The sequence below is a fragment of the Kitasatospora sp. NPDC004240 genome, assembly GCF_053603215.1.
The window spans coordinates 73,725-100,195 of sequence record NZ_JBSGFD010000003.1; the positions used below are offsets into that span (position 1 = coordinate 73,725).

Annotated in this window: 13 protein-coding genes; 7 read left to right on the plus strand and 6 right to left on the minus strand. The window is 75.2% G+C overall.

From position 1 onward, the window contains the following. Nucleotides 1-125 precede the first annotated feature (125 nt). The 4 genes from ACWEQL_RS01595 (at nucleotide 126) to ACWEQL_RS01610 (ending at nucleotide 14,160) form a co-directional block, all read left to right on the plus strand. Nucleotides 126-1,187, plus strand: coding sequence for an ATP-dependent DNA ligase (locus tag ACWEQL_RS01595; RefSeq protein ID WP_452148106.1), 1,062 nt, complete (start codon nucleotides 126-128; stop codon nucleotides 1,185-1,187). A gap of 457 nt (nucleotides 1,188-1,644) precedes the next feature. Then, on the plus strand, nucleotides 1,645-4,947 hold the full coding sequence (locus ACWEQL_RS01600) for a non-ribosomal peptide synthetase (RefSeq protein WP_452148107.1): 3,303 nt from the start codon (nucleotides 1,645-1,647) through the stop codon (nucleotides 4,945-4,947). Between the two features lie 301 nt (nucleotides 4,948-5,248). Further along, a complete protein-coding gene (locus tag ACWEQL_RS01605; protein ID WP_452148108.1) occupies nucleotides 5,249-10,915 on the plus strand; it encodes an amino acid adenylation domain-containing protein in 5,667 nt (1,888 codons plus the stop codon). Next, entirely contained in the window at nucleotides 10,912-14,160 is a 3,249-nt protein-coding gene (locus ACWEQL_RS01610; protein WP_452148109.1) for an amino acid adenylation domain-containing protein, read from the plus strand. Before ACWEQL_RS01605 ends, ACWEQL_RS01610 begins: the two co-directional genes overlap by 4 nt. A gap of 121 nt (nucleotides 14,161-14,281) precedes the next feature. Here the strand turns inward: ACWEQL_RS01610 and ACWEQL_RS01615 are convergent, their stop codons facing one another. Then, nucleotides 14,282-15,631, minus strand: a complete 1,350-nt coding sequence (locus ACWEQL_RS01615) for a serine hydrolase domain-containing protein (protein ID WP_452148110.1) — start codon at nucleotides 15,629-15,631, stop codon at nucleotides 14,282-14,284. Nucleotides 15,632-15,741: 110 nt separating this feature from the next. Then, complete coding sequence (locus tag ACWEQL_RS01620) at nucleotides 15,742-19,239, minus strand: AMP-binding protein (RefSeq protein WP_452148111.1); 3,498 nt, start codon at nucleotides 19,237-19,239, stop codon at nucleotides 15,742-15,744. A gap of 510 nt (nucleotides 19,240-19,749) precedes the next feature. On the opposite strand from ACWEQL_RS01620, the gene tdh reads away from it, so the two are divergent. The 3 genes from tdh (at nucleotide 19,750) to ACWEQL_RS01635 (ending at nucleotide 23,326) form a co-directional block, all read left to right on the plus strand. Then, entirely contained in the window at nucleotides 19,750-20,778 is a 1,029-nt protein-coding gene (gene tdh / locus ACWEQL_RS01625; RefSeq protein ID WP_452148112.1) for an L-threonine 3-dehydrogenase, read from the plus strand. A gap of 60 nt (nucleotides 20,779-20,838) precedes the next feature. Next, complete coding sequence (locus tag ACWEQL_RS01630) at nucleotides 20,839-22,032, plus strand: glycine C-acetyltransferase (RefSeq protein ID WP_452148113.1); 1,194 nt, start codon at nucleotides 20,839-20,841, stop codon at nucleotides 22,030-22,032. A 382-nt stretch (nucleotides 22,033-22,414) separates the two neighbouring features. Next, nucleotides 22,415-23,326 carry a LysR family transcriptional regulator gene (locus ACWEQL_RS01635; protein ID WP_452148114.1) on the plus strand — a complete coding sequence of 304 codons (912 nt, stop codon included), beginning with the start codon at nucleotides 22,415-22,417 and terminating at the stop codon, nucleotides 23,324-23,326. Between the two features lie 60 nt (nucleotides 23,327-23,386). On the opposite strand, the gene ACWEQL_RS01640 is transcribed toward ACWEQL_RS01635, so the two are convergent. The 4 genes from ACWEQL_RS01640 to ACWEQL_RS01655 all read right to left on the minus strand — a co-directional run bounded on the left by ACWEQL_RS01640 (nucleotide 23,387) and on the right by ACWEQL_RS01655 (nucleotide 26,143). Further along, entirely contained in the window at nucleotides 23,387-24,067 is a 681-nt protein-coding gene (locus ACWEQL_RS01640; protein ID WP_452148115.1) for an HAD family hydrolase, read from the minus strand. A 73-nt stretch (nucleotides 24,068-24,140) separates the two neighbouring features. After that, entirely contained in the window at nucleotides 24,141-24,620 is a 480-nt protein-coding gene (locus tag ACWEQL_RS01645; RefSeq protein WP_452148116.1) for a DUF5709 domain-containing protein, read from the minus strand. Between the two features lie 88 nt (nucleotides 24,621-24,708). Then, complete coding sequence (locus ACWEQL_RS01650; RefSeq protein WP_452148117.1) at nucleotides 24,709-25,056, minus strand: hypothetical protein; 348 nt, start codon at nucleotides 25,054-25,056, stop codon at nucleotides 24,709-24,711. A gap of 106 nt (nucleotides 25,057-25,162) precedes the next feature. Continuing rightward, on the minus strand, nucleotides 25,163-26,143 hold the full coding sequence (locus ACWEQL_RS01655) for an SDR family NAD(P)-dependent oxidoreductase (protein WP_452148118.1): 981 nt from the start codon (nucleotides 26,141-26,143) through the stop codon (nucleotides 25,163-25,165). Nucleotides 26,144-26,471: the final 328 nt, after the last annotated feature.

The following is a 26,471-nucleotide window of genomic DNA, read 5'->3' on the forward strand; positions in this document are numbered from 1 at the left end:
CCGTGTGCGCCCCGGCATCCGCCGAGCCCGGCGTGCGCTCCGGCGCCGCACAGGCTCCCGCCCCGGTACTCGCTCGCCGCGCGCCCCGGCGCCGTGCGGGTGAGGATCGGAGCCATGGAGGAGCCATGGACCTGCCCGTGATGCCGCCGGTCTCCCCGATGCTGGCCAAGTCGGTGGCCGAGATCCCGCCCGGTATGCAGTACGAGGCCAAATGGGACGGCTTCCGGAGCATCGTCTTCCGTGACGGGGACGAGGTGGAGCTCGGCAGCCGCACCGGCAAGCCGCTGACCAGGTACTTCCCCGAGCTGGTCGAGGCGTTCCGGCGGGAGCTGCCGGAGCGCTGCGTGCTGGACGGCGAGGTGGTGATCGCCCGGGACGGCCGACTGCGCTTCGAGGAGCTGCTGGAGCGCATCCACCCGGCGGCGTCCCGGGTGCGCACCCTGGCGGAGCGTACGCCGGCCTCCTTCGTGGCCTTCGACCTGCTCGCGCTCGGCGACACCTCGCTCCTGGAGGAGCCGCTGTCGGCGCGTCGCCCGGCTCTGGTGGAGGCCCTCGCGGGCGCGGGCGACCCGGTGTTCACCGCGTCCGCCTCCACGGACCGCGAGCTCGCGCGGACCTGGTTCGAGCAGTACGAGGGCGCCGGGCTGGACGGGATCGTGGCCAAGCCGCTGGACCAGCCGTACCGGCCGGGGGAGCGGACCATGTTCAAGGTCAAGCACGGGCGCACCGCCGACTGCGTGGTGGCCGGCTACCGTGAGCACAAGAGCGGTCCGGTGGTCGGTTCGCTGCTGCTGGGCATCAACGACGACTCGGGCCGGCTGCAGCACGTGGGCGTGTGCGCCGCGTTCTCGATGGCCCGTCGCCGTGAACTCGTCGAGGAGCTGGCGCCGTTGCGGATGGACGACGTGTCGGGACACCCGTGGGCCGCCTGGGCGGAGGAGTCGGCGCACGCGGACGCCCGGCTGCCCGGTGCGCAGAGCCGCTGGACCGGCGGCAAGGACCTCTCCTGGGTGGCGCTGCGCCCCGAGCGGGTCTGCGAGGTGGCGTACGACCACATGGAGGGGAGCCGGTTCCGGCACACCGCGCAGTTCCGCCGCTGGCGGCCGGACCGGACGCCGGGAAGCTGCACCTACGCGCAGCTGGAGGAGCCGGTTTCGTACGATCTGGCCGAGGTGTTCGGGCGTTGACGAACTGTCAGAACCGTCACGGATGATCACGGTTGGGGTGGATCGGGCCGGGCGTCCTCGCAGGTTGGGCGCGTACATGGCGATCGATCGCCGCGGGTGGAGAAGCCTTGACGGGGCATGGGGGTTGTGCGAACCTCTCGGCAGGTCTGGACCAATGGCCTCCGTTCGCGGGGGCCCCGGCCGGCGAGGCGCGTCAGGGGGGTGAACCTGGGGCGCCCGGCGGCGCCGGGCCGTCGCGGCCGTCGGCCGGCCACGGGGGAGGGCCGGAGTCCTCCCGTCGGCCCTCGCAGTCACCGAACCCGGTTGCCGCGGCCCGCCGTCAGCGCCCGAACCCCGGTGCGAGGCGACGAACCCCGTGTGCGGCGAACGGTGCCCGCCGACCCAGGGCGGCCACGCGCGTCCCGTCCCGCCGCACGCCCCCGCCCGCATCCCCTCCGACGTCCGAAGCGAGCCGCAGATGCCCGAAGTCCTTCCCGCGTCCGACCCCGTCCCGGCCTCACCCGCCCAGCAGGGGATCTGGCTGACCGAGCGGCTGGGCCTCGCCCGTGAGGCGTTCCACATGCCGCTGCGGATCACCTTCGAGCGGGTGGACGCCGACGTACTGGCCGATGCCGTACGGATGGTGACCGAACGTCATCAAGCCTTGTCCGCGCGGCTGGTGGAGCGCGAAGGCCGGGTGTGGCAGGAGCCGGCCGACCGGCGACCCGAGCTGCTGGTGCTCGAAGCGCACGACCGGGGCGAACAGTTGGAGAAGGTGCTGGAGGAGGAGGCGGCCCGGCCGTTCGACCTGGAGAACGGGCCGCTCGCCCGCTTCACGCTGTACCTCGGGCCCGACGGCTCGGCCGAACTGCTGGCCGTCGTGCACCACGCCGTGTTCGACGGCAACTCCAAGGACGTCCTGGTGCGGGACCTCGCCACCGCCTACCGGGGGCTGCCCCTGCGTCCGCCCGCCCTCGGGTCCACGGCCGCCCCCGACCCGCGGGTCGTCCGGGCCGCCGCCGACCACTTCGGCCCCCGCTGGGCCGCCGCCACCGCGCCCGTCCTGCCCGGCGTCGCCCGCACCCCCACCGCCGCGGGGCCGGGCGAGAGCGTCGACCGGCGCCTGACCGGTCCCGAGTACCGGGCCCTGGTCGCGGCCGCCGAACGCACCGGCGTCACCGTCTTCGAGTTCCTGCTCGCCGCGCTGCACGGACTGCTGCGCCGCTACGGCGGCGAATCGGTGCCGGTCTCCGTCCCCTTCTCCACCCGGTCTCCCGAACTCGCCGACGAGATCGGCGTGTTCGTCAACGAGTTGCCCGTCCACCCGCCCGCCGCGACAATCGCCACGAAGACCTCCGCGACGGACGTCGCGACGGACGACGAGGTGACCTTCGCCGCCTTCGCCACCGCCGTACGGGCCGAACTGCGCGCCGGTTACCCGTACCGTGCCGTGCCCTTCGGTACGGCCGTCGGCGGGCTCGAACCCCGGGTCGGGCTGGCCCCCGTCTCGCTCGGCTACCGCCGGCGCGGCCCGGTACCCCGCTTCACCGGCCCCGGCGGGGGAACGGCCGGGGTCCACTGGGCCGTTCACAACCGCACCGCCCGCAACACCCTCCACCTCCAGGTGGTCGACACCGGCGACGCCCTCGACCTCGGCCTCCAGTACGACCCGGCCGTCCTCGCGCCCGACGCCGCCCGCCGGACCGCCGGCCACTTCGCCAACCTGCTGGCCGGCGCGATCGCCGCGCCCGACACCCCGCTGGCCGACCTCCCGCTGCTGGACGCCGCCGAGTTGCGCGCCGTCACGGTCGTGCCGAACGCCACCGTCCGCGCCTACCCGGCCGGGCTCACCGTCCTCGACCTGGTCCGCGAGCAGGCCGCCGCCACACCCGGGGCGATCGCCGTCAGCGCGGCCGACCGTCGGTACACCTACCGCGAACTGGTGTCCCGTGCGGACGAGTTGGCCGGCGTCCTGCGCGCCGGCGGGATCCGTCCCGGTGACCTGGTCGCGTTGCACCTCGACCGGACCGCCGAGCTCCCGGCCGCCCTGCTCGCCGTCCTCGCCGCCGGCGCCGCCTACCTGCCGCTCGACCCCGGCTACCCGGCGCAGCGGCTCGCCCTGGTGCTGGAGGACTCCGGCGCCGTCCTGCTGCTGGCCGACCGAGAACCCGCGCCCGGGGTCGCCGCCGTCGCGCCCGCCGTGCTGCGGCTGCCCGGGGCGGCGGACCGTGCCGCCGAGCACCCGGCCACCGCCGAGCCCCCGGTCACCCGGACCGATCCGGGCCCCGGGGACACCGCGTACGTCCTCTACACCTCCGGTTCCACCGGCCGCCCCAAGGGCGTCGTGGTCGGCCACCGGGCACTGGTCAACCTGCTCACCTCCTTCGCCGACCGCCTCGGCTCCGGTCCGCAGGACGTCTGGCTCGGCCTGACCTCGCTCTCCTTCGACATCTCCGCGCTGGAGATCTACCTCCCGCTGATCACCGGCGGCCGTCTGGTGATCGCCCCGGACGGGCTCGCCGTCGACGGTCCCGGCCTGCTCGCGCTGATCGCCGAGGAGGGCGTCACCCACGCCCAGGCCACCCCGTCCGGCTGGCGGGTGCCGCTCACGGCGGCCGGCACACCCGCCCCCCGGAACGGCCCGCGGGACGCCCCGCAGGACGGTGTGGGGTCCGGTCCGGCGGACGCCCTGGCCGGGGTGACCGCCCTGGTCGGCGGCGAGGCACTGCCGCTGCCGCTCGCCCGCGAGCTGCGCGCCCGTACCGCCCGGCTGTTCAACGTCTACGGGCCCACCGAGACCACCATCTGGTCCACCTGCTCCGAGGTCCCGCCCGCCCCGAACCGCGTCGGCATCGGCCGGCCGATCTCCAACACCCGCGCCTACATCGTCGACGCACGCTCGCGGCCGACCCCGCTCGGCATCCCCGGCGAGCTCCTGCTCGGCGGCGACGGCGTCGCCCAGGGCTACCTCGGCCGGCCCGAGCTGACCGCCGAGCGCTTCGTCCCCGACCCGTACGGGCCGCCCGGCGCCCGGCTGTACCGCACCGGCGACCGGGCCGTCTGGACGCCCGAGGGGGAGCTCGACTTCCTCGGCCGGATCGACGACCAGGTCAAGATCCGGGGCCACCGGATCGAACTCGGCGAGATCGAAGCCGCCCTGCTGGGGCACCCGGCCCTCGCCCAGGCCGCCGTGGCGGTCCGCGAGGAGGGCGACGGGGAGCCCTTCCTGGCCGGCTACCTCGTGCCCGCCCCGGGCTCCGCCGCGCCGGCCGCCGCCGAGCTGCGCGAGTACCTGCGCCGCACCCTGCCCTCGGCGATGGTGCCGCAGCGCTACCAGGTGCTGGACCGGCTGCCGCTCACCCCGAACGGCAAGCTGGACCGCCGGGCGCTGCCCGTACCGCCGCGCGAGACCCCGGCCACCGCACCGCGCGAGACCCCGGCCGCCGCGCCGCAAGCCACCCCGGCCGCGGCCACGGTGGCGACGGACGCGGTCCCGCACTCGACCGGCACCGCCCCGATGGTGCAGGAGGTCCCCGCACCGCCGGGCGCCACCGGGGACGACGGGATCACCGAGACGGTGCGGCAGATCTGGGCCGAGATCCTCGACCTGCCCGAGATCGGCCCCGAGGACGACCTGTTCGACCTCGGCGGCCACTCGCTGACCATCATCCGGATCGCCGCCCGGATCCGTGACGCGCTCGGCGTCGAGCTGGACTTCGACCTGTTCTTCGACGTCCCGACGCCCGCCGGTATCGCCGCAGCCGTCCGCGAGCGCCTCTGACACCGTCCGGACCGGCGGTCACCGGCCTCCCGGAGCCCGGAGCCCGGTGGCCGCCGGTCCGGCCCCGCGCCCGACCTCGACCTCGCCCCGCTCACCCGGGGCGGGGCAAGGCCGGCCAGCACCCGCATCCGTGGGCCCGGACCCATGCCGGTCCCGCAAGCATCCCGGTCCCGCAACCATCCCGATCCCGCCGCCGCCCCGGGCGCGCCCGTCCCCGGCCCGCACCCGCCGCCCGGAGCGGCCACCGCCCCGGGCCGCCACCCGCCCGCCTCCCCTCCCGTCCGCCCCGAACAGGAAACCGATGACGGATATCCAGGACCCGCCCGCCGACTGGTCCGCCACCAAGCGCGCGCTGCTCGCCCAGCGGCTGCGCGGGGCCACCGCGCCCGCCCGGGTGGTCGAGCCCCGCCCGTCCGGCAGCCGTCCGCCGCTCTCCAGCGGCCAGGAACGGCTCTGGTTCATGGACCAGTTCTCGCCCGGCAGCACCGCCTACGCGCTGGCCCCGGCCCGCCGGATGCGCGGCCCGCTGGACCGCGCCGCCCTGGACGCCGCGCTCACCGACCTGGTGGCCCGCCACGAGGGCCTGCGGATGACCTTCCGCACCACCGAGGGCGGCACCGCCGAGGTGCGCGTCGCCGACCCCGCGCCCTTCCCCGCCCGCTTCCTGGACGTCTCCGCCGGCCCGGACCCGCAGCGGCGGGCCGCCGACGAACTCGGCGCCGTGCTCGCCGAACCCTTCGACCTGGCCGAGGGGCCGCTGCTGCGCGCCCTGCTGATCCGGATCGCCGAGGACGACCACGTCCTCGCCCTGGTGATGCACCACATCATCTGCGACGGCTGGTCCATCGACATCCTCAACCGCGAACTGGACCTCCGCTACGCCCATCACGCGCACGGCACCCCTGGCGAACTGCCTCCCTTGGAGGTGCAGTTCGGCGACTACGCGCGCTGGCAGCGGGAGCGCCTGGAGAGCGGAGCGCTGGCCGCCTCGCGCGCCCACTGGCAGACCGAGCTGGACGGCGTCCCCGCCCTGGAGCTGCCCACCGACCGGCCCCGGCCGCCGCTGCTCACCTTCGACGGCGCCGCCACCGAGTTCCACTGGGACGCCGAACTGGCCGCCCGTGTCACCGAGTCGGCCCGCGCGCACGGGGCGTCCCCGTACATGGTGCTGATGGCCGCCTTCCAACTGCTGCTCGGGCGGCACGCCGGGCAGCGGGACTTCGCCGTCGGGTCCGCCGTGGCCGGCCGACTCCACCGCGAACTGGAGGGCGTGGTCGGCGCGTTCGTCAACATGCTGCCCATCCGGGCCCGGCTCTGCGCCGACCTGACCTTCGGCCGCCTGGTCGGCCGGGTCCGCGAGACCACGCTCGACGCCTACGCGCACCAGGAGGTGCCGTTCGAGCAGATGGTGGGCGACCTCGCGGTGGAGCGCGACGTCAGCCGCTCCGCCGTCTTCCAGACCACCTTCGCCTTCCAGAACTACGGCGACCGTTCCGCGACCACCGTCCCGGACGCGGGCGTACCCGAATCGGAGGGCTTCGGCTACCGGGCCACCACCACCCACGCCGACCTCGCCCTCTACATGCGGGAGAAGAAGGACGGCGGCCTCTACGGCCTCCTCACCTACCGCACCGACCTCTTCGACGACGCCACCGTCGAGCACCTTGCCGAGCGGTTCCGGCTGTTGACGGCCGCCGCGGTCGCCGACCCCGACCGGCCGATCGACGAGCTCCCGCTGCTCACCGCCGAGGAGCGCACCGCCGTCCTGGAGACCTGGGCCACCGGCCCGGCGCTGCCCGTCGACGGCCCGGCCACCCTGACCCGGCTGCTCGCCGACACCGCCGCCCGCACACCCGGCGCGCCCGCGCTGGTCTTCGAGGGACGGACCCTGACGTACGGCGAACTCGACCGCCGGGCGGGCGTCCTGGCCCGCCGGCTGCGGGCCCTCGGGGTCGGCCCGGACGCCCGGGTCGCGGTCTGCCTGGAGCAGTCCCCGGAACTCGCCGTCACCCTGGTCGCGGTGCTCAAGGCCGGCGGCGGCTACCTGCCGCTCGACCCCGAGCAGCCGCCCGCCCGGCTGACCCGCCTGGTCACCGACGCCGGCGCCACCGTTCTCGTCACCGACGCCGAACTGCGTGGCCGCTTCGGCGAGTTGCCCGCGGCGACGATCCTCGACGCGGCCGCGGTCCTGGCCGATCCATCCGGTCCGGACGCCGACGACGGCCCGCTCGACGAGCTCTCCGGCCCCGACCACCTCGCGTACGTCATCTACACCTCCGGCTCCACCGGCGCCCCCAAGGGGGTCGCCGTCCAGCACCGCCAGATCCTCAACTACCTGGCCGGGGTGCGCGAACGGCTGCGGATCGTGGACGGCGCGAGCTACGCCCTGCTGCAGTCGCTCTCCTTCGACTTCAGCATCACCATGCTCTACCTGGCGCTCACCACCGGCGGGCAGGTCCACCTGCTGCCCCGCCGGATCGCCGGCGCGGACCTCGCCGAGCAGCTCGAACGCGTCGGCGTGGACTACCTCAAGATGACCCCCTCCCACCTCGCCGCGCTCACCGCCGACGCGCCCGTGGAGCGCCTGCTGCCGCGCCGCGCACTGGTCCTCGGCGGCGAGGCGAGCGGCTGGTCGTGGGCGGCCGGCCTCGCCGCGCTCGGACGCTGCGCGGTGTTCAACCACTACGGCCCGACCGAGGCGACCGTCGGCATCACCGTCCACGAGGTCACCGCCGCGGGCGCCGACGAGCCCGGCAACACCCCGATCGGCACCCCGCTGGCCGGCGCCCGCTGCTACGTCCTGGACGAGCGGCTGCGGCCCGTCCCGCCCGGCGTCACCGGCGAGCTGTACCTCGGCGGCGACCGGCTGGCCCGCGGCTACCTCGGCCGGCCCGACCTGACCGCCGAGCGCTTCCTGGACGACCCCTTCGCCCCGGCCCCGGCCCCGGCCCCGGCCCCGGCCCCGACTCCGGCCCCGGCCCCGACTCCGGCCCCGGCCCCGACTCCGGCCCCGACTCCGACTCCGGCCCCGACTCCGGCGGAGCCTCCGGCAGAGTCCCCGGCCCCCGGCGCCTCCCAGGCCGGCGAGCGCCCCCGGATGTACCGCACCGGCGACCTCGCCCGCTGGCGGTCCGACGGCTCGCTCGACTACCTCGGCCGCGCCGACCAGCAGATCAAGGTCCGCGGCTACCGGGTCGAGCCCGGCGAGATCGAGGCCGCGCTCACCGCGCTGCCCGGCATCGGCCAGGCGCTGGTCCTGGCCCGCGGCGAGGGCCTGAAGCAGAACCTGGTCGCCTATCTGGAACACCCCGGCGACACACCCGCGCCCACCGCCGCCGAGCTGCGCACGGCCCTGCTCGACGTGCTGCCCGACTACATGATCCCGGCCCGCTACGTCGTCCTCGACCGGCTTCCGCTGCTCGCCCACGGCAAGGTCGACCGGGCCGCCCTGCCCGAGCCGGAGGACGGCCCGGCCACCGGTGCCCACGTCGAACCCGAGGGCGACACCGAGCGGTTGATCGCCGACATGTGGGCCGAACTGCTCGACGTCCCCCGGGTCGGCGCGCTGGACGACTTCTTCGAGCTCGGCGGCCACTCGCTGCTCGCCACCCAGGTGGTCGCCCGGCTGCGCCGGGCGTTCCCCGAACTCGCCACCCCCGTCGGCGTGATGGACCTCTTCAAGTACCCGACGGTGCGCCGCCTCGCCGAACTGGTCGCCACCCCGGAGGCCGACCGCGGCCCGCGCCGGCTGCTGCACCGCCTCACCCCCGAACGCCGCCGCACCGCCGCCAGCGTGGTCTGCGCCCCGTACGGCGGCGGCAGCGCACTGATCTACAAGCCGCTCGCCGACGCGATGCCCGAGGACTGGGCACTGCACTCGATCGCCGTCCCCGGCCACGAGTTGGGCGAGGAGGCGATGGACATCGACGAGGTCGCCCGGCTCTGCGCCGAGGAGATCGTCGCCGACGTCCACGGCCCGCTGGTGCTGTACGGGCACTGCGGGGTCGGCGTACGGCTCACCGTGGAGATCGCCCGCCGGGTGGAGGCCGCGGGCCGCGAGATCGACGCCGTGCACCTGGGCGGGATCTTCCCGTTCGCCCGCCCCCGCGGCCGCGGTTCCGCCGTCGCCGAGCGCTTCGCCGAACTGGCCGACCGCTGGCGCAGCGACCAGGGCATGATCAACGCCCTGGCGGCGGCCGGACTGGACACCGACGAGGTGGACGAGGAGCAGCTGCGGCTGATCGTGCGCAACCGCCGGGTCGGCACCAAGGAGGCCGAGCGGTATTTCGGAGAGCTGTTCGAGGGCGAGGACGGCCGGCTGAACGCGCCGGTCATCGCGGTCTGCGGCGACCGGGACCCGGCGACCGAGTTCCACCAGGAGCGCTACCGCGAGTGGCACCGGCTCACCGACACCGCCGCCGTGGTCGTCCTGGACGAGGCCGGCCACTTCTACCTCAAGTACCGCGCCGAGGAGTTGGCCGGCATCCTGACCGGGGTGCACCGCTCGATCGCCGCCGGTGAGGAGGAGCGCCATCGCCGTGACCCGGACGCCACCTGGTGGCTGGCCGGCCTCTCCCGGCAGGACGGCGCCGCCGCCGAGGAGCCGCCGAGCGCGGCGAAGCCCGTACGCCCCTCGATGGCCCGCTTCCTGACCGTCGCCACCGGCCAGCAGGTCTCGATGATCGGCTCGGCGCTCACCGAGTTCGCCCTGCCGATCTGGATCTACCTGCGGACCGGCTCGCTCGCCCAGTTCGGCCTGCTCGCCGCGTTCGCCCTGGTGCCCGGCATCCTGGCCGCCCCGCTGGCCGGCGCCGTCGTCGACCGTGGCGACCGCCGCCGGATCATGCTGTACGGCGACCTCGCGGCCGGCGGCACCCAGGCCGCCCTGCTGGTGCTGTACCTCAGCGGCTCGCTGGAGGTGTGGCACTGCTACGCGCTGATCGCGGTGCTCTCCGCCGCACTGTCCTTCCAACGCGTCGCCTGGGGCTCGGCGGTGCCGCAGCTGGTGCCCAAGCGCTTCCTCGGCCGCGCCAACGGCGTGGTGCAGATGGCGCTCGGCCTCGCCCAGTTCCTGGTGCCGCTGATCGCGGTCGGCGTGCTGGACGCGATCGGCCTCGGCGGCATCCTCGCCTTCGACGTCGCCAGCTACGTGGTCGCCACCGGGATCACCCTCGCCGTGCGCTTCCCCGACGTGATGCCCGCCAGCCGGCGCGAGAGCGTCGCCGCCGAGATCCGGGAGGGCTTCCGGCGGGCCCTCGGCAACCGGCACTTCCGGGCCATGCTGTTCTTCTTCGCGGTGCTCAACATCTTCCTGTCGCCGCTGTTCCTGCTGGTCACTCCGCTGGTGCTGTCCTTCGCCCCGCTGTCGGCGGCCGGCTGGGTGTCCACCGCCGCGGGCCTCGGCGCCGTCCTCGGCGGGCTCACCCTGCTGGTCTGGGGCGGACCGCGCCGGCTGCGGCTGCGCGGGGTGCTGCTGGCCACCCTCGGCCTCGCCGCCGCCTGCCTGTTCACCGGCCTGCGGCCCTCGCTCACGGTGGTCGCCCTCGGTGCCTTCGGCATGACCTTCGGGCTCGCCCTGGTCAACGGCGTCTACGCGACGATCATCCAGACCAAGGTGCCGCTGCGCTTCCACGGCCGGGTGATCGCCGTCAACACCATGGTCGCCTGGTCCACCCTGCCGGTCGGCTTCGCCCTGGTCGCCCCGACCGGCCCCGCCCTGCTGCAACCCCTGATGGACGAGGGCGGCGCACTCGCCGGCACCGTCGGCGCGCTGATCGGCACCGGAGAGGGCCGCGGCATCGGCCTGCTCTACGTCCTGTTCGGGCTCGCGATGGCCGCGCTCGCCCTGATCAGCCTCTGCATCCCGGTGCTGGCCCGGTTCGACCGGGACGTGCCCGACGCCCAGTCCGACGACCAGGTCGGCCTGGAGACCCTGCAAGCCCGCGCGACGAACGAGATGGCCCGATGACCCCCGCCCCCCGCCCCACGACCGCCGCCCCCGGTCCCATGACCGCCGCGCCCGCCCCGGTCGCCGTCCACCCGCTGACCGACGAGCAGCGCCGGCTCTGGTTCCTCCAGCAACTCCACCCGCTGGACGCCGGGTTCAACATGTACCTCAACCGGCGCTGGAGCGGCCCGCTGGACGCGCGGGCGCTGGGCGCCGCGCTCACCCGGCTCGTCGCCCGGCACGAGGTCCTGCGCACCCGCTTCGCGCTGGACGGCGAACAGCCCGTGCAGCTCGTCGAACCCGCCGCTCCCGTACCGCTGGTCCGCCGTGAGATCGCCGAACCGGACGAGGGCGCCTTCACCACGGCCTGCGCCCCCTTCGTCAACGCCCCCTTCGACCTCGCCGAGCGGCCCCCGCTACGGGCCGTCCTGATCAGCGCGGGGGAGCGCGAGCACGCGCTCTGCCTGGTCGTCCACCACATCGTCTCGGACGGCTGGTCCTTCACCGTCCTCTGGCGCGAGCTCCTCGCCCTCTACCGCGACGAACTCGGTGAGGCCCCCGCCCAGCTGCACGAACTCAGCCTCCAGTACGGCGACTTCGCCCGCGCCGAACGCGCCCGACTGGACGGCGGGGCGGCCGAGGCGGCGCTGCGCCACTGGACCGCACGACTGAACGGCGTCACCGGGCTACGGCTGCCGCTCGACCACCCCCGCCCCGCCGAACCGGCCCACCCCGCCGGCTTCGCCGACCTCGCCCTCGGCACCGAACTCACCACCGCCGTCGACCGGCTGGCCCGCGAGCAGCGCTGCACCCCGTTCATGGTGCTGCTCGCGGCCTACCAGTGCGTCCTGGCCCGCTGGACCGGCAGCCACGACTTCGCCGTCGGCACCCCGCTCGCCGGACGCAACGAGACCGCCCACGAGGCCCTGCTCGGCTACTTCACCCGCACCGCCGTGATCCGCGCCGACCTCACCGGCGAACCCGACTTCCGTACCGTGCTGCGCCGGGTCCGCTCCGCCACCCTCGACGCCCTCGCCCACCAGGACGTGCCCGTCGAACGGGTGGCCGCCGAACTCGGACTGCCGGTCCTGCCCGGCGTCGCCCCGCTGATCCAGGCGGTCTTCGTCCACCAGAGTCAGTACGATCTCGCCGACACCGGCGAGCGCGCCCCGCTGCCCGCCGGCGTGCGCACCGCGAGCATGAACTCCGGCTTCGACCGCGCCAAGACCGACCTCCTGCTGGACAGTTGGCGCACCGACGGCGGCGGCATGACGCTGTCGTTCACCTTCGACCGCGAGCTCTTCGAGCCCGCCACCGTCGAGGCCCTGGCCGGGCGGATCCGCGACCTGCTCGCGGCCGCCGCCGAGGACGTCGAACTCCCCCTCCACGGCGACTGGTTGATCCGGCCGGACGAGCGCGCCGCGCTGCTCGCCCTCGGCGCCGGACCCGAACTGCCCGAGACCGTACGCCCGGTGCTGGCCGGATTCGCCGAACAGGTCGCCACCCGGCCCGGTGCACCCGCCCTGGAGTGCGCCGGCGAGACCCTCTCGTACGCCGAACTGGACCGCCGTTCGGACGAGTTGGCCGGCCTGCTCGGGGATGTCGCCGGACGGGTGGTGGCCGTCCGCATCGCGCCCTCCTTCGAGCTGATCACCGCGCTGCTGGCGATCTGGAAGGCCGGCGCCGGCTACCTGCCGCTCGACCCGGCCCATCCCGAGGAACGCCAACGGCTGATGCTCCGCGAGGCCGAGGCCGCGCTGCTGCTGTCCGCGCGGGAGAGGCCCGAGTTGGGCGTTCCGGTCCTCGACCTCGCCCTTGGGGAGCACAACGGCGGCACCTCGGCCACGGCGGTCGCCGTCCCCCCGCCCGCGTCAGCACTGCCCGCGCCGAACCCGGCCGGACTCGCCTACGTCCTCTACACCTCCGGCTCCACCGGCACCCCCAAGGGCGTCGCCGTCGACCATCGCGCCCTCGCCGAACGCGTCCACTGGATGGCCGGCCCCGACGGCTACGACCTGCGGCCCGCCGACCGGATCGTCCAGTTCGCCTCCATCGGCTTCGACACCCACGCCGAGGAGATCTGGCCCGCCCTCACCGCCGGCGCGTGCGTCGTCCTGCTGCCCGGCGGCGGCCGGATGCTCCCCGACCTGCTGCGCGGCCCGCACGGCCCGTCCGTCACCGTGCTCGACCTGCCCACCGCCTACTGGCAGGAACTGGTCTCCCTCGACGACCAGGCACCCTGGCCCGCCGCCCTGCGCCTGGTGATCCTCGGCGGCTCCGAGGCCCGCGCCGACACCCTGGCCCGCTGGCGCGAACGCCACGGCGACACCGTCCGCCTGGTCAACACCTACGGCCCCACCGAGGCCACCGTCATCGTCACCGCCGGCGACCTCGGCGCCCCCGACACTCTGCGCCGACCCCCGCTCGGCCGACCGCTGCCCGGGGTGCGGCTCTACGTCCTGGACGAGCGCGGCGCCCTGCTCCCGGCCGGTTCGGAGGGCGAACTGCACCTCGGCGGCGGCGGCCTCGCCCGCGGCTACCTCGCCCGGCCCGGACTCACCGCCGAGGCCTTCGTCCCCGACCCCTTCACCGGCGGACGGATGTACCGCACCGGCGACCGCGCCCGCTGGCACGCCGACGGACGACTGGAGTTCCTGGGCCGCGCCGACGCCCAGGTGAAGATCCGCGGCTACCGGATCGAACCCGCCGAGATCGAGGCCGCCCTGACCGCCCACCCGGCCGTCGCGGGAGCCGCGGTGGTGGTCCGCGACGGCCGGCGGCTGCTCGGCTACGCCGTCCCGCGCCCCGGCGCCACCGCCCGGCCCGCCGAACTGCGCGAGCACCTGGCGCTGCGGCTGCCGGTCTTCATGGTCCCGGACGCGGTGGTGCTGCTCGACGCCCTCCCGCTCACCGCCAACGGCAAGTTGGACACCGCCGCCCTGCCCGACCCCGACCCGGCCACCGCCGCGGGCCACGAGTACCTCGCGCCCCGCACCGACGCCGAGACGCTGGTCGCCGAGCTGTGGCAGGAGGTCCTGGGCCTGGACAAGGTCGGCGCCCTCGACGACTTCTTCGACCTCGGCGGCGACTCCCTCCTCGTCACCCGCGTCGCCGCCCGCATCCGTGCCACGGTCGGCCTGGACATCACCATCCGCGAGGTCTTCGAGAGCCCCACCGTGGCCGCCCTGGCCGCGCTGGTGGAGGAACTGCTGATCGCGGAGATCGACGCCATGACGGAGGAGGAGGCCGCCGGACGGCTCTCGTAGACGGGCGCCCTCCCGGCCCGCGCCGGCCTCGACACCCGGCACGGCCCGTGCCGACTTCGACACCTGGGACGTGCGCCGGACAGCGAGGGCGACGGGGCGGGGAGGGTCAGACCGTGGAGAGTCAGACCGTGGAGGGCGGTGAGACCGCGGGCGACCGCTCGCCGGTGCCGGTGCCGCTGTTGGTGCCGGCACCGGACCCGGTGGCCGGCGCGGTGGGCGAGGCGGTGGCGGAGGCGGCCGGGAAGTCGTACACGTTGTCCGGCGAGACGATCTCGGTGATCGCCCTGGCCAGCAGGGTGGACGGCTCCGAACCCTGGTAGGCGATGTCGGTGTTGCTGATGATGACCAGCGTGGCCTGCGCCGCCGGCAGGTAGACCGCCACGGTCTGGTAGCCGGGCAGCGAGCCGTTGTGGCCGACCCAGCCGTGGTTGATGAAGATGCCGAGGCCGTACGAGGTGTCCGGGACGCCGGTCGGCGGCCAGGTGGTGCGTTCGGCCTGGGTGGCCGGGGTGAGCAGGGTGCCGGTGGCCATGACCCGGGCCCAGGACTTGAGGTCCTCCAGGTCGGAGATCATCGCGCCGGCGGCCCAACCCCAGGACGGGTCCCAGTCGGTGGCGTCGGTGACCGCCCCGCTGGGCGTCTGGTTGGTGTAGCCGTGCGCGTGCGGGTCGGGGAACTCGGCGGCGACCGGGAACAGCGTGCGGTCCAGCCCGGCCGGCTCCGACACCTCCCGCGCGATCACGTCCCGCAGCGGCTGCCCGGTCACCTTCTCCACGACCAGCCCCAGCAGCACGGTGTTGGTGTTGGAGTACTCGAACTGCGCCCCCGGCTCGAAGTCCACCGGATGCCGGAAGCTGTACGGCAGCAACTCCTGCGGGCTCCAAGGCCGGTTGGGGTCGGCCAGCAGCTGGTTCACGAACTCCTCGTCCGAGGTGTACGGGAACAGCCCGCTGCGCATCCCGGCGAGCTGGCGCAGGGTGATCCGGTCGCCGTTGGGCACGCCCTCGATGTACTTGCCGATGGGGTCGTCCAGGCCCACCTTGCCCTGGTCGACCAGCCGCAGGAGGGCGGTGACGGTGAAGGTCTTGGTCACGCTGCCCATCCGGGTGTTGAGCCCGGTCGACATCTGCTCGCCGGTGGCCTTGTCGGCGATCCCGAAGGCCTTCTCGTACCGGCTGTCCGGCGTGCTGACCGAGACGATCACGCCCGGGACGCCGGCCTGGCCCATCACCTGCTGGATCGCCGCGTCCAGCCGGCTCGTCACCTGGTCGAGCGGCACCAGTGTCCCGCTCCCGCCCGCCGCCGGGCTGCCCGGCGACGGGGACGGGCTGTCCACCGCCGGCACCGCCGTCACCGGGGCCGGGCCGGTGGCACTCGGCGGGGCTCCGGAGCAGCCGGCCAGCAGACCGGCCAGCAGTCCGGCCAGCGCGAGGGCCGGTACGGTCGTCCGCGACCACCGGTTCCTGGTCATATGGGGGCGAACCTCTCTGACGGGCGGACGGCCCCGGAGCCACGCTCCACGGGGCCTTGTGGGGGTCGATCGCCAACGTAGACCGCTCCCCACCGGTACGCCCGGTGAGCTCACCTGTTCGTGGGGTCACCGCCCGAACCCGCTCCGTCCGGTGCCCGAACCGCACCCGCGGCGGTGCCCTGTGCCGTGGTTGTTCCGGTGCCCATCGCCGCGGCCGCTGTGGTGCCCGCTGCCTCGGTCAGGGCCGTCTCGAACCGCTGCGCCAGAGCCGCGATCACCTCGGAGGTGAAGGCCAGCTCGTTGTGGCGCAGCCAGCAGCGCAGCGAACCGTCCGGCTGCTCGGCCGCCATCAGCTCGGGCACGTGCCGGTCGCCGCCCGGCATCGGCCACGGCTGGGTGACGTTGCGCGGCAGCTCCCACTCGGTACAGGCCAGACCCGGCAGCTGCGCCGGGGCGTTCCAGCTCTCGTAACGCACCCAGGCGGCGAACGGCACACTCGGGCTGAACTCGGCGAACGGGTACAGCTGGTGGTCCAGGGCGGCCGTGGAGGCGGCGCGCACCCGCGTCAGCAGCTCGGCGAAGCCGGGGGAACCGCTCGCGTCCACCCGCACCAGCAGTGACTGGACGAAGCAGCCGACCGCCCGCTCCGCCTCCGGGCGGGTCCGGCCCGGCACCGGGGTCATCAGCACCAGGTCCCTCGCGCCGCTGTGCGCGGCCAGTACCCCGCTCCATACCGCCGCGAGCGCGAGGAACGGCGTCGCGCCGAGCGCGGCGGCCCGCGCCCCCAATGCCGCGACCCGCTCGGCGGGGACGGTGAAGCGGTGCGCGCCGATCAGGGCCGTCTCGACCTCGTTCCGGCCCGGGAACGGGTGCACCGCCTCCGGCGCGCCCGCCAGCGACCGGGCGAAATGCGCGCGCGAGGCCGGCCAGTGGGCGTTGGACCAGGCCACCAGTTCCCCGTACGCCGGGCCCGGCCGGGGCGGCGGCGCCGGTCGGCCCCGGCGCAGCGCCGAGTACAGCACGCCGAGCTCCTGGAGCAGGACGCCGGCCGACCAGCCGTCGGAGACCAGGTGGTGCACGGCCAGCAGGACGATGTGCTCCTCGGGGCCGCGGCTGATCACCACCAGACGGGTCATCGGGTCGCGGGCCAGGTCGGTGGGGCGGTCGCGTTCGGCGATCAGCCGCTCCGAGATCCGCTCGTCGCTCCAGCCGGCACCGTCCAGCGCCAGAACGGCGGTCCGTGGCTCCTCGTCCACGACCGCGCGCAGTACCCCGGGCGCGGCGCCGGGGACCGGCTCGAACCGGGTGCGCAGCGCCGGGTGGCGCCGGACGGCCTCGGTCAGGGCCCGGTCGAGCACATCGGTCCGCAGCCGGTCGGCCACCCGGAACACCACCGGGATCACCCCGATGTTGCGGCCCGGCGCCTCGGCCGTCCAGCGCAGGAAGTTCTCCTGCTGGGAGGTGAGCGGCACCCCGTGGTCCTGGGCGCGCAGTTCGGTGAGGAAGGGGGAGACCTCGGCGGCGTTCACGGTTTCGTGAATATTCGTGAAGGCTTGAGCGTTAACGTTGACGCGGATGTTCATGTTCTCGTGAACATTGGCTGTGCCGTGAATGCCGATGTGACCGTGAACGTGAGTGCCACCGTCATCGCTCACGTTCTCGTGAACGCTCACGCCTCGGTGATCGTCCGCACTTCCGTGAATGCCCGCGCCCCGTGCCCGCCCCCGGGTTGCCGCCACCGCCGCACCCAGCCACGCGGCCTGTGCCCGCAGCGACGGCCGCTCGAAGACCAGCGCCGTCCCGGCCGTCACCCCGAACTCGGCGGAGATCGCGGCGGCCAGCTGCACCGCCCGGAAGGAGTCCCCGCCGAGCGCGAAGAACTCCTCCTCGACCGCCCGGACCGGCCGGCCCAGTACCCGCCGCCACAGCGCCGCCAGGCTCAGCTCCGGTTCGCCCGCCGGCGGGGTGCCCGGCGAGCCGGCCGCCGCCGGTTCCTCGAAGCGGGCCCGCAGCAGCGGCTTGAGCACCTTGCCGCTGGGGTTGCGCGGCAGCGCGTCGACGACCAGGATCCGCACCGGCAGCTCGGGCCGGGCGAGGCGCTCGCCGAGGAACAGCCGCAGCGCGTCCAGGTCCAGCCCGCCGGCCGCCGGGACGACGGCGGCCACCGGAACGCTGCCCATCACCGGGTGCGGCACGCCCAGCGCGGCGGCGTCGGCGACCTGCGGGTGCTCGTGCAGCACCTCCTCGATCCGCAGCGTGGAGACCTTCAGCGCGCCGGACTTGACGATGTCGCTCTCCCGGTCGACCAGGTGCAGGTAGCCGTCCTCGTCCAGCCGTCCCAGGTCACCCATCCGCACCCAGCCGTCCCGGAACACCGCGCCGCTGCGCTCCGGGTCACCGAGGTAGCCGCGCGGCGGTCCGGGCTGGCGCAGCCAGATCTCGCCGGTGTCCCCGGGCGGCACGGGTGCGCCGTCGGCGCCGAGGATCCGCAGGTCACCGGGGTCGGCCGGGCGGCCCACCGAACCGGGCCTGGCCGGGTCGACGATCGCGGAGATCTGCGCGGGGGAGGCCTCGGCGGAGGTGTAGGTGTTGACCAGGGTCGCCTTCGGCAGTACCCGGGCGAGTCCGGTGGCGACCGCGCCCGGCAGGGCGGCGGCGGAGCAGCTGACCAGCAGCACACCGGAGAGGTCGTGGCGTTCGGCGATCCCGGAGTTCAGCAGCTCGACGGCCATCGAGGGCACCAGGAACACCGTCCCGACGCCGTACCCGGCCACCGCCCGCCCGAACTCCTCGGCGTCGAAGCGCGGCAGGCAGACGGTGGCGGGCTGTCCGGTGAGCGCGCTCACCAGCACCACCTGGGCGGCGTTGGTGCCGATCGGGAAGGCGTGCACGGCGTACTTCGAGTGGGCGTACGGGCGGGGGCGCGGGTTGAGCCGCAGCCCGGCGGTCAGGCTGGCGTGCGCGGCGTGGACGGCCTTGGGCGCACCGGTGGTGCCGGAGGTGCCGATGATCTGGGCCAGGTCCCCGGGCTCCGGACGGTGCGGCGGCTCCTCCGGCTCCAGCGGCCCCGCAGGCCCGGCAGGCCCCGCCGTACCCGCAGGCCCTTCCGTGCCGGATCCCTCATGGCCGATCAGCCCCTCCAGATCGATGCCCGCGAGCCCCGCCCGGCCGCCGTCGTGGACGGTCAGCCCGGCCCCGGCCAGCCCGGCCAGGTGTTCGGCGTCCGACTCGGTGAGGTCCTCCCGGATCACCAGCGCGGCGGCGCCCGCGTAGTGCGCGGCGAGGAAGGCGACGGCGTACCGGTCCCACCGGGCGTTGGTGAACCGCAGCGCCACCCGGTCGCCGGGCCGTACCCCCGCCCGGACCAGCCCGTGCGCCGCCCGGACGGCCTGCCGCCGCCACTGCCCGTACGTGAGCCCGGTACCGCCCGGCACCACCAGCGCGAGCCGCTCGGGGTGCGCCGCGGCCCGGTGGTCCAGCAGATCGGGCAGCGTGAGTCGCTCCGGACCGCCGCCACCACCCCCGGCGCCCCCGCCGCCCCCGGCACGCGCACCACCCGCGCCGAGCCCCCCGCCCGCGATACCGCCCCCGGCGCCCCCCACGCTCACGCGCCCCCCGCCGCCACCCGCACGCCCCCCGCCGGCGATACCACCCCCGCCGCCGACGGCGTCGCTCGCGGCGTTTCCGGCGGTGCTGCTCTTGGCGTTGATGACGACTCCAGGTCGGCCGGTGGGGCGCGCCGGCGGGCCCCAGAGCCCCCGGCCGCGTAAGTGGTCCAGACCATATCGGAGCGGCCGCGGCGGGCGCCACAGCTTCCGGCGATCATCGTACGAAGCGTCAAGGGTCATCGCGTGCGGCGGAGTTCACCCCCGGCGTGGTGCTCCGAACGGGTGGCCTCCGGCACGCCGCGACCGGCCGCGGGCCCGGCTCGGGCACGATCGTTTAGCCCAGCTGTGGTGGTCCTTAAGAATTCCTCGATGGACCGCACCCGCTCCCACCAGGCAGATTGCTCCGTGCCCGGGGACGAGGCGGCGAGGACCGGCCGCCCACCGGGCCACGCCGGCCTGCCCACCCCAGGCCGCCCCTCCGTTCTCCGTTCCCGTCAGGAGCCGTTCGCAGTGAAGGCACTCGTCAAGCACAAGGCCGAGCCCGGGCTCTGGCTGATGGACGTCCCCAAGCCTGTCATCGGCCCCGGCGAGGTGCTGATCAAGGTGCTGCGCACCGGCATCTGCGGCACCGACCTGCACATCCGCAACTGGGACGGCTGGGCGCAGCAGACCATCACCACCCCGCTGGTGCTGGGTCACGAGTTCGTCGGCGAGGTCGCCGAGATCGGCGCCGCCGTGACCGACATCGCCGTGGGCGACCTGGTCAGCGGCGAGGGCCACCTGGTCTGCGGCAAGTGCCGCAACTGTCTGGCCGGCCGCCGCCACCTGTGCCGCAACACCATCGGCCTGGGCGTCGGCCGCGACGGCGCGTTCGCCGAGTACGTCGCCCTGCCGGCGAGCAACGTCTGGGTGCACCGGGTGCCCGTCGACCTGGACGTCGCCGCGATCTTCGACCCGTTCGGCAACGCCGTGCACACCGCGCTGTCCTTCCCCCTGGTCGGCGAGGACGTGCTGATCACCGGTGCCGGCCCGATCGGCATCATGGCCGCCGCCGTCGCCAAGCACGCCGGCGCCCGCAACGTCATGATCACCGACGTCTCCCAGTACCGCCTCGACCTGGCCCGCGAGGTCGGCGTCACGCTCGCGCTGAACGTCGCCGAGCACACCATCGAGGAGGGCCAGCAGAAGCTCGGCCTGCGCGAGGGCTTCGACGTCGGTCTGGAGATGTCCGGCCGCCCCGAGGCGCTCCAGTCGATGATCGCCAACATGACCCACGGCGGGAAGATCGCCATGCTCGGTCTGCCCGCCGAGCAGTTCCCGGTCGACTGGGCCTCCGTCGTCACCTCGATGATCACCATCAAGGGCATCTACGGCCGTGAGATGTTCGAGACCTGGTACGCCATGTCCGTCCTGCTGGAGGGCGGCCTCGACCTCAGCCCGGTGATCACCGGCCGCTACCCCGTGAGCGACTTCCGGTCCGCGTTCGAGGACGCCGCCAGCGGCCGCTGCGGCAAGGTCATCCTCGACTGGACCGTCTGACATTCCGCTGGACCGTCTGACACCCCGCTGGACCGTCCGACATCCCGCCAAGGAGCTGCTGTGTTCGACAACGTGCGCGACGACCTCGCCGCCACCCTCGCCGAGATCCGCGAGGCCGGCCTCTTCAAGCCCGAGCGGGTGATCGGCACCCCGCAGAGCGCCGCCGTCACCGTCACCGGGGGTGGACGCCCCGGTGAGGTGCTGAACTTCTGCGCCAACAACTACCTCGGCCTCGCCGACCACCCCGAGGTGCTCGACGCCGCCAAGGACGCCCTGGACCGCTGGGGCTACGGCATGGCCTCGGTCCGCTTCATCTGCGGCACCCAGGACGTGCACAAGGAGCTGGAGAACCGCCTCTCGGCCTTCCTCGGCCAGGAGGACACGATCCTCTACTCCTCCTGCTTCGACGCCAACGGCGGCGTCTTCGAGACCCTGCTCGACGAGCGCGACGCGGTCATCTCCGACGCCCTCAACCACGCGAGCATCATCGACGGCATCCGCCTGTGCAAGGCCCGCCGCCACCGCTACGCCAACCGCGACATGGCCGACCTGGAGCGCCAGCTCAAGGAGACCCAGGACGCCCGCCGCCGCCTCATCGTCACCGACGGCGTCTTCTCCATGGACGGCTACGTCGCCCCGCTGCGCGAGATCTGCGACCTCGCCGAGCGCTACGACGCCATGGTCATGGTCGACGACTCGCACGCCGTCGGCTTCGTCGGCCAGGGCGGTCGCGGCACCCCCGAGCTGCACGGCGTGATGGACCGCGTGGACATCATCACCGGCACCCTCGGCAAGGCCCTCGGCGGCGCCTCCGGCGGCTACGTCGCCGCCCGCCGCGAGATCGTCGCCCTGCTGCGCCAGCGCTCGCGCCCGTACCTGTTCTCCAACTCGCTGGCGCCGGTGATCGCCGCCGCCTCGCTCAAGGTGCTGGACCTGGTCGAGCGCTCCACCGACCTGCGCGAGAAGCTGGCCGCCAACACGGCGCTGTTCCGCTCGAAGATGACCGAGGCCGGCTTCGAGATCCTGCCGGGCGACCACCCGATCGCCCCGGTGATGATCGGCGACGCGGCCAAGGCCGGCCGGCTCGCCGAGCTGCTGCTGGAGCGCGGGGTGTACGTGATCGGGTTCTCCTTCCCGGTCGTCCCGCACGGCCAGGCCCGGATCCGGGTGCAGCTGTCCGCCGCGCACTCGACCGAGGACGTCGAGCGCGCCGTGGCCGCCTTCGTGGACGCCCGCGCCGCCCTGGGCGAGTAACCTCCCGGCCCCCGCGCCACCGGGCCCGGTCCCCCCGGGCCCGGTACCTCCCGGCCGTACGCGGAACCGGACCCCGGCCGTACCCCGGGAGCCCGGGACCCTGTGCCCGCGGCTGCACTCCACTGCGCGGCACCGCGCCACGCCACGCCGTACCGCACGGCCCCCAGAACCACCTGCCCCACCCTCCCGCCCGGGAGTGGGAGGCCGGCCCCCGCCCGCCTCCCACTCCCGACCGCGGACACCCCGGCACGGACACCCCGACCGCGGACACCCGGCGTGGACGACGCCGGCATGGACGACCCGCACCCCGGCCCGGGCCCCCGCCCACCTCCGGCCCTCCGGTCCGGCCCGCCCGCCCCCTCCCCGCTGGCAGAATTGCCCTGTGATCGACGCAAGACGGCTGCGGACCCTGCGGGCCGTGGCGGACCACCGCACCGTGACCGCCGCGGCGGCCGCCCTCTACCTGACCCCCTCCGCGGTCTCCCAGCAGCTGGCCGCGCTGGAGCAGGAGACCGGCCACCACCTGCTGGCCCGCGAGGGCCGGGGCGTGCGGCTCACCGCCGCCGGGGAGATCCTGCTCGGCCACGCCGACGCCGTCCTCGCCCAGCTCGAACGCGCCGAGGCCGATCTGGCCGCCTACAGCGCCGGCGTCTCCGGTGAGGTCACCGTCGCCGCCTTCGCCACCGGCATCGCCCTGGTGGTCGCCCCCGCCATCGGCACCCTCGCCGGCCGGGCCCCCGGCGTACGGCTGAAGGTGCTGGACGCCGAGGGCGACGCCAGCCTCCCGATGGTCCTGGACGGCCGCGCCGACCTGGCCGTCGCCGTCGAGTACCGCGGGGCCCCGCGGGCCGACGACGCCCGGCTGACCCGCGTCCCGCTGTACGCCGAGCCCTTCGAGGCCGTGCTGCCGCTGGGCCACCCGCTGGCCGCCGGGGACGGTCCGATCGCCGTCGCCGACCTCGCCGACGAGCCCTGGATCGGCCCCTACCCGGGCAACCCCTGCCACGACGTGGTGCTGCTGGCCTGCGAGTACGCCGGCTTCCAGCCGCGCCTGGTGCACTCCTCGGACGACTTCCGGGCCGTGGTCGCCCTCGCCTCGGCCGGCGCCGGGGTGGCCCTGGTGCCGCGTTCGGCGCTGCGCGGCACCGACCTGGCCGAGGTGGCCGTCCGCCCGGTGGACAGCGCGCTCGCCACCCGCCGCGTCTTCGCCGCCGTACGGGCCGGCGCGGACGGCCACCCGCTCATCCGGCCCGTCCTGGACGCCCTGGCCCGGGCGGCCACCGCCGCGGGCTGACCGGACGCGGCCGCCGCTAGGGCCGCCGTACGGGCGGGCGTCCGGCAGACGGGTGTCCGCTCAGCCGAACGCCCGGGGCCGCGCCAGCACGCTGTCGTCGAGCCCGGCGAGGAGGTCCGCGGCCGCCGGATGCACCTCCAGGGCCCCGGAACCGAGCAGTTCGGCCGCGGAGAACCCGCCCGACTCCAGGCCGACGCAGGGCACGCCCGCCGTCCGGCACGCCCGGACGTCCCACACCGTGTCGCCCACGAACACCGCGTGCTCGGGATCGCCGTCCACCAGCGAGAGCGCGGCGTGCACCAGATCGGGGGCCGGCTTGCTGGCCGGCACGTCGTCGGCGTGGGTGGCCGCGGTGATCGCGTCGTCGGCGTCGAGCACCCGGCGCAGCCGGGCCAGCTCGCGCGAGGAGGCGGAGGTGGCCAGGACGACCGTCCAACCGCGGGCCGCGCACTCCCGGAGGAGGTCCCGGGCGCCGTCGAGGGGTTCCAGTACGGATCCGAAGCGGCCGAACAGGGCGCCGTGGGCGGCCGCCAGTACGGAGTCCTCGTCCCGGTCGCGGTCCGGACCCAGCAGATGCCCGAGCAGCTGGTCGGCGCCCATGCCCACGGACCGGTGGATCCGGGCCATCGGCACCCGGTGGCCGTACTGGCGCAGCGCCTCCCACCAGGCGAGCGTGTGCAGGTAGTTGGTGTCGACGAGTGTCCCGTCGACGTCGAACAGTGCGGTGCGGACGGGTGTCACGTCGGTTCCTCCTCGACGGTGCGGCACATGGGATCCGGGGTCCGGGACGGCGGCGGGCGGACGGGTGGAGGGGTCAGGACCCCTCCACACCGCCCGGGGGTTCGTCGGCCGGGGGTTCGCCGTCCTCGTACCGGACCCGGACCGCCTCCTCCTCGGCCGACAGGCCGGCGTCGTCCCCGGGGGCCTCGGCGTGCAGGTCGGCGTGCGGATCGGTCAGGGCGATCCGTCCGGCGGCCTCCTCCGGCGGGCCGGAGACGGCCTTGAGCGGATCCGGCTCGGGCTCCTCCTGGGCCAGCCGATCCGCCAGCGACTCGCCGGCCGCCTGTTCGGCGCCCGTCGTGCCGAAGGACTCGGCCGCGGCCGGTGCGTCGCCCGGGACGGCCTGTCGCTCGGGATCGTTCGACCACTGCTGGGCGGGAGAGCCGTCCTGGAGGTCCGGGATGCCCTCGTCCTCCGGCTCGGCGCCGGGGTCGTGCCCACCCGCTTCGGGCCGGTCCTGCTGTTCGAGTGGCTCTTCGAGGTGCAGCGGACGGTTCGTGCGATGGCTGCTCATGACGGTCCTCCTCGGCCCGCGTCCACCCCCTTGCCGTTGGCTTCCCGGCCCGCGTCCACCCCCTTGCCGTTGGCTTCCCGGCCCGCGTCTACCCCGTTGCCCGGGGGCCACGCCCGGCGGGCGACCTGCCCCGCGCTCCGCGGTCCCGCCCTGCGCTCCGGTGTCCCGCCGTGACCGGCAGCCGCCCGGCCGTGCCCGACAGGCAGAGCAGTGCGATGGGGACGCAGAGCAGGCCGACCGCGCCCAGCGCCGGCCACACGCTCGGCAGTCCTACGGCGAGCAGGCCGAGCGCCGCCGCGGAAGCGGCGGCCAGCCGGTACCGGCGGCGCCCGCAGGCGGCCTCCCAGCAGAGCAGCCGCAGCCCCGGCACCAGCCGGCGCACGGCCGTGACGGGCGGCCGGAGCCCGTCCGGCCGTGCCTGGTGAACGGCGATCACGACGCACCTCTCCTTCCGCCCCGTCCTTCCACGCCCCGTCGCGCGGCGGCTTCCCCGGGGGCGGCGGAGGAAACCGGCACCGCGGGCGGCACACCACCGGCGGGTGTCAGCCGGTGGTGTGCCGCCAGTGGGCCGGGGGTTCGTTGAGGCGCGCGCCGGCGCGGGTGCCGAGGGCGGTGAGGCGCTCCAGCGGGCCGTCCGCGCGGAAGTGCGCGGCCGCGTCGGCGCCGGTCACGGCGTGCTGCGGGCGGTGTCCGGCGCCCGGGAGGAGGCGCGCGGTGGCGGCCAGCAGCCGGCCGGTGGTGGCCGGCGCCAGACCGTACGCCCGGACGGCGAGCTTGGCGAAGGGCGTCAGCACCAGTTCGGGCCGGCCCCACTCGACGGCGCGGACGATCGCCCGGGCCGCCCGCCCGGCGTCCATCGACAGCAGCGGCAGGGACGCGGCCGTCGCGAACCAGGCGTACTCGCGCTCGGGCCGGCCGGCGAAGGAGGCGGCGTTGTGCGAGCCGGTGCGCATCAGCCCGGGCAGGACGGTGGTGACCCGTACGCCCGTGCCGGAGAGCTCGGCCCGCAGGGCGGAGGAGAACCCGGTGGCCGCGAACTTGGCCATCACGTACGGGAGCAGGTGCGGGGCCGGGATGCGGCCGCCGATCGAGCTGACGGTGACGATCGCGCCGTCGCGGCGGGCGCGCATCTCGGGCAGGACGGCGAGCGCCAGGCGCAGCGGGGCCATCGCCATGCCCTCCCAGGCGGTCCGGTAGTCCTGCTCGGTGAGCGCGGACCACGGCCCGACCTGGATCACTCCGGCGTTGTTGACCAGGATGTCCACCGGCCCGCCGTAGCAGCGCCGTACGGCCTCGACCAGCAGGGCGGGGGCGTCCGGGGTGAGCAGGTCGCAGGCGGTGGAGGCGACCGGACCGCGGCGTCCGGCGAGCAGTTGTTCGGCGCGGGCCAGTTCGCTGCCGGGGCGGGCGCAGAGCATCACCCGGCAGCCGCGGTCGGCGAGCTCGCCGGCGATCAGCAGGCCCAGGCCGCGCGAGGAGCCGGTGACCAGTGCGACGCGGCCGGCCAGTTCATGCCGTGGCACGGTCGCCTCCGGTGTCCGGACCCGCGCCGCTCCGCCCGGCGGCACCGGTGGCGGACGGCAACCTCACCGCCCCGCCCTGCCCGTGGTTCCAGGTCACCGTTCTCATGGCCGCTCCTCCGCCGTACGGTCGCTCTCCCCGGGCGTCTGCGCGGCGGGCGCGCTCCGAAACCGACCGGGCCCGGGTGGCGGCAACCGACCGGGCCCGGGTGGCGGCGCGCGTGCCGCGGGGGAGGCGCGCGGGAGACGGGTGAAGCGCGCATGAGGCGGAGGCGCCGGGGTAGCCGCTCCCTTGTCGGTCCCACGCCCCGGTCCCACGCCCGCTGGACGG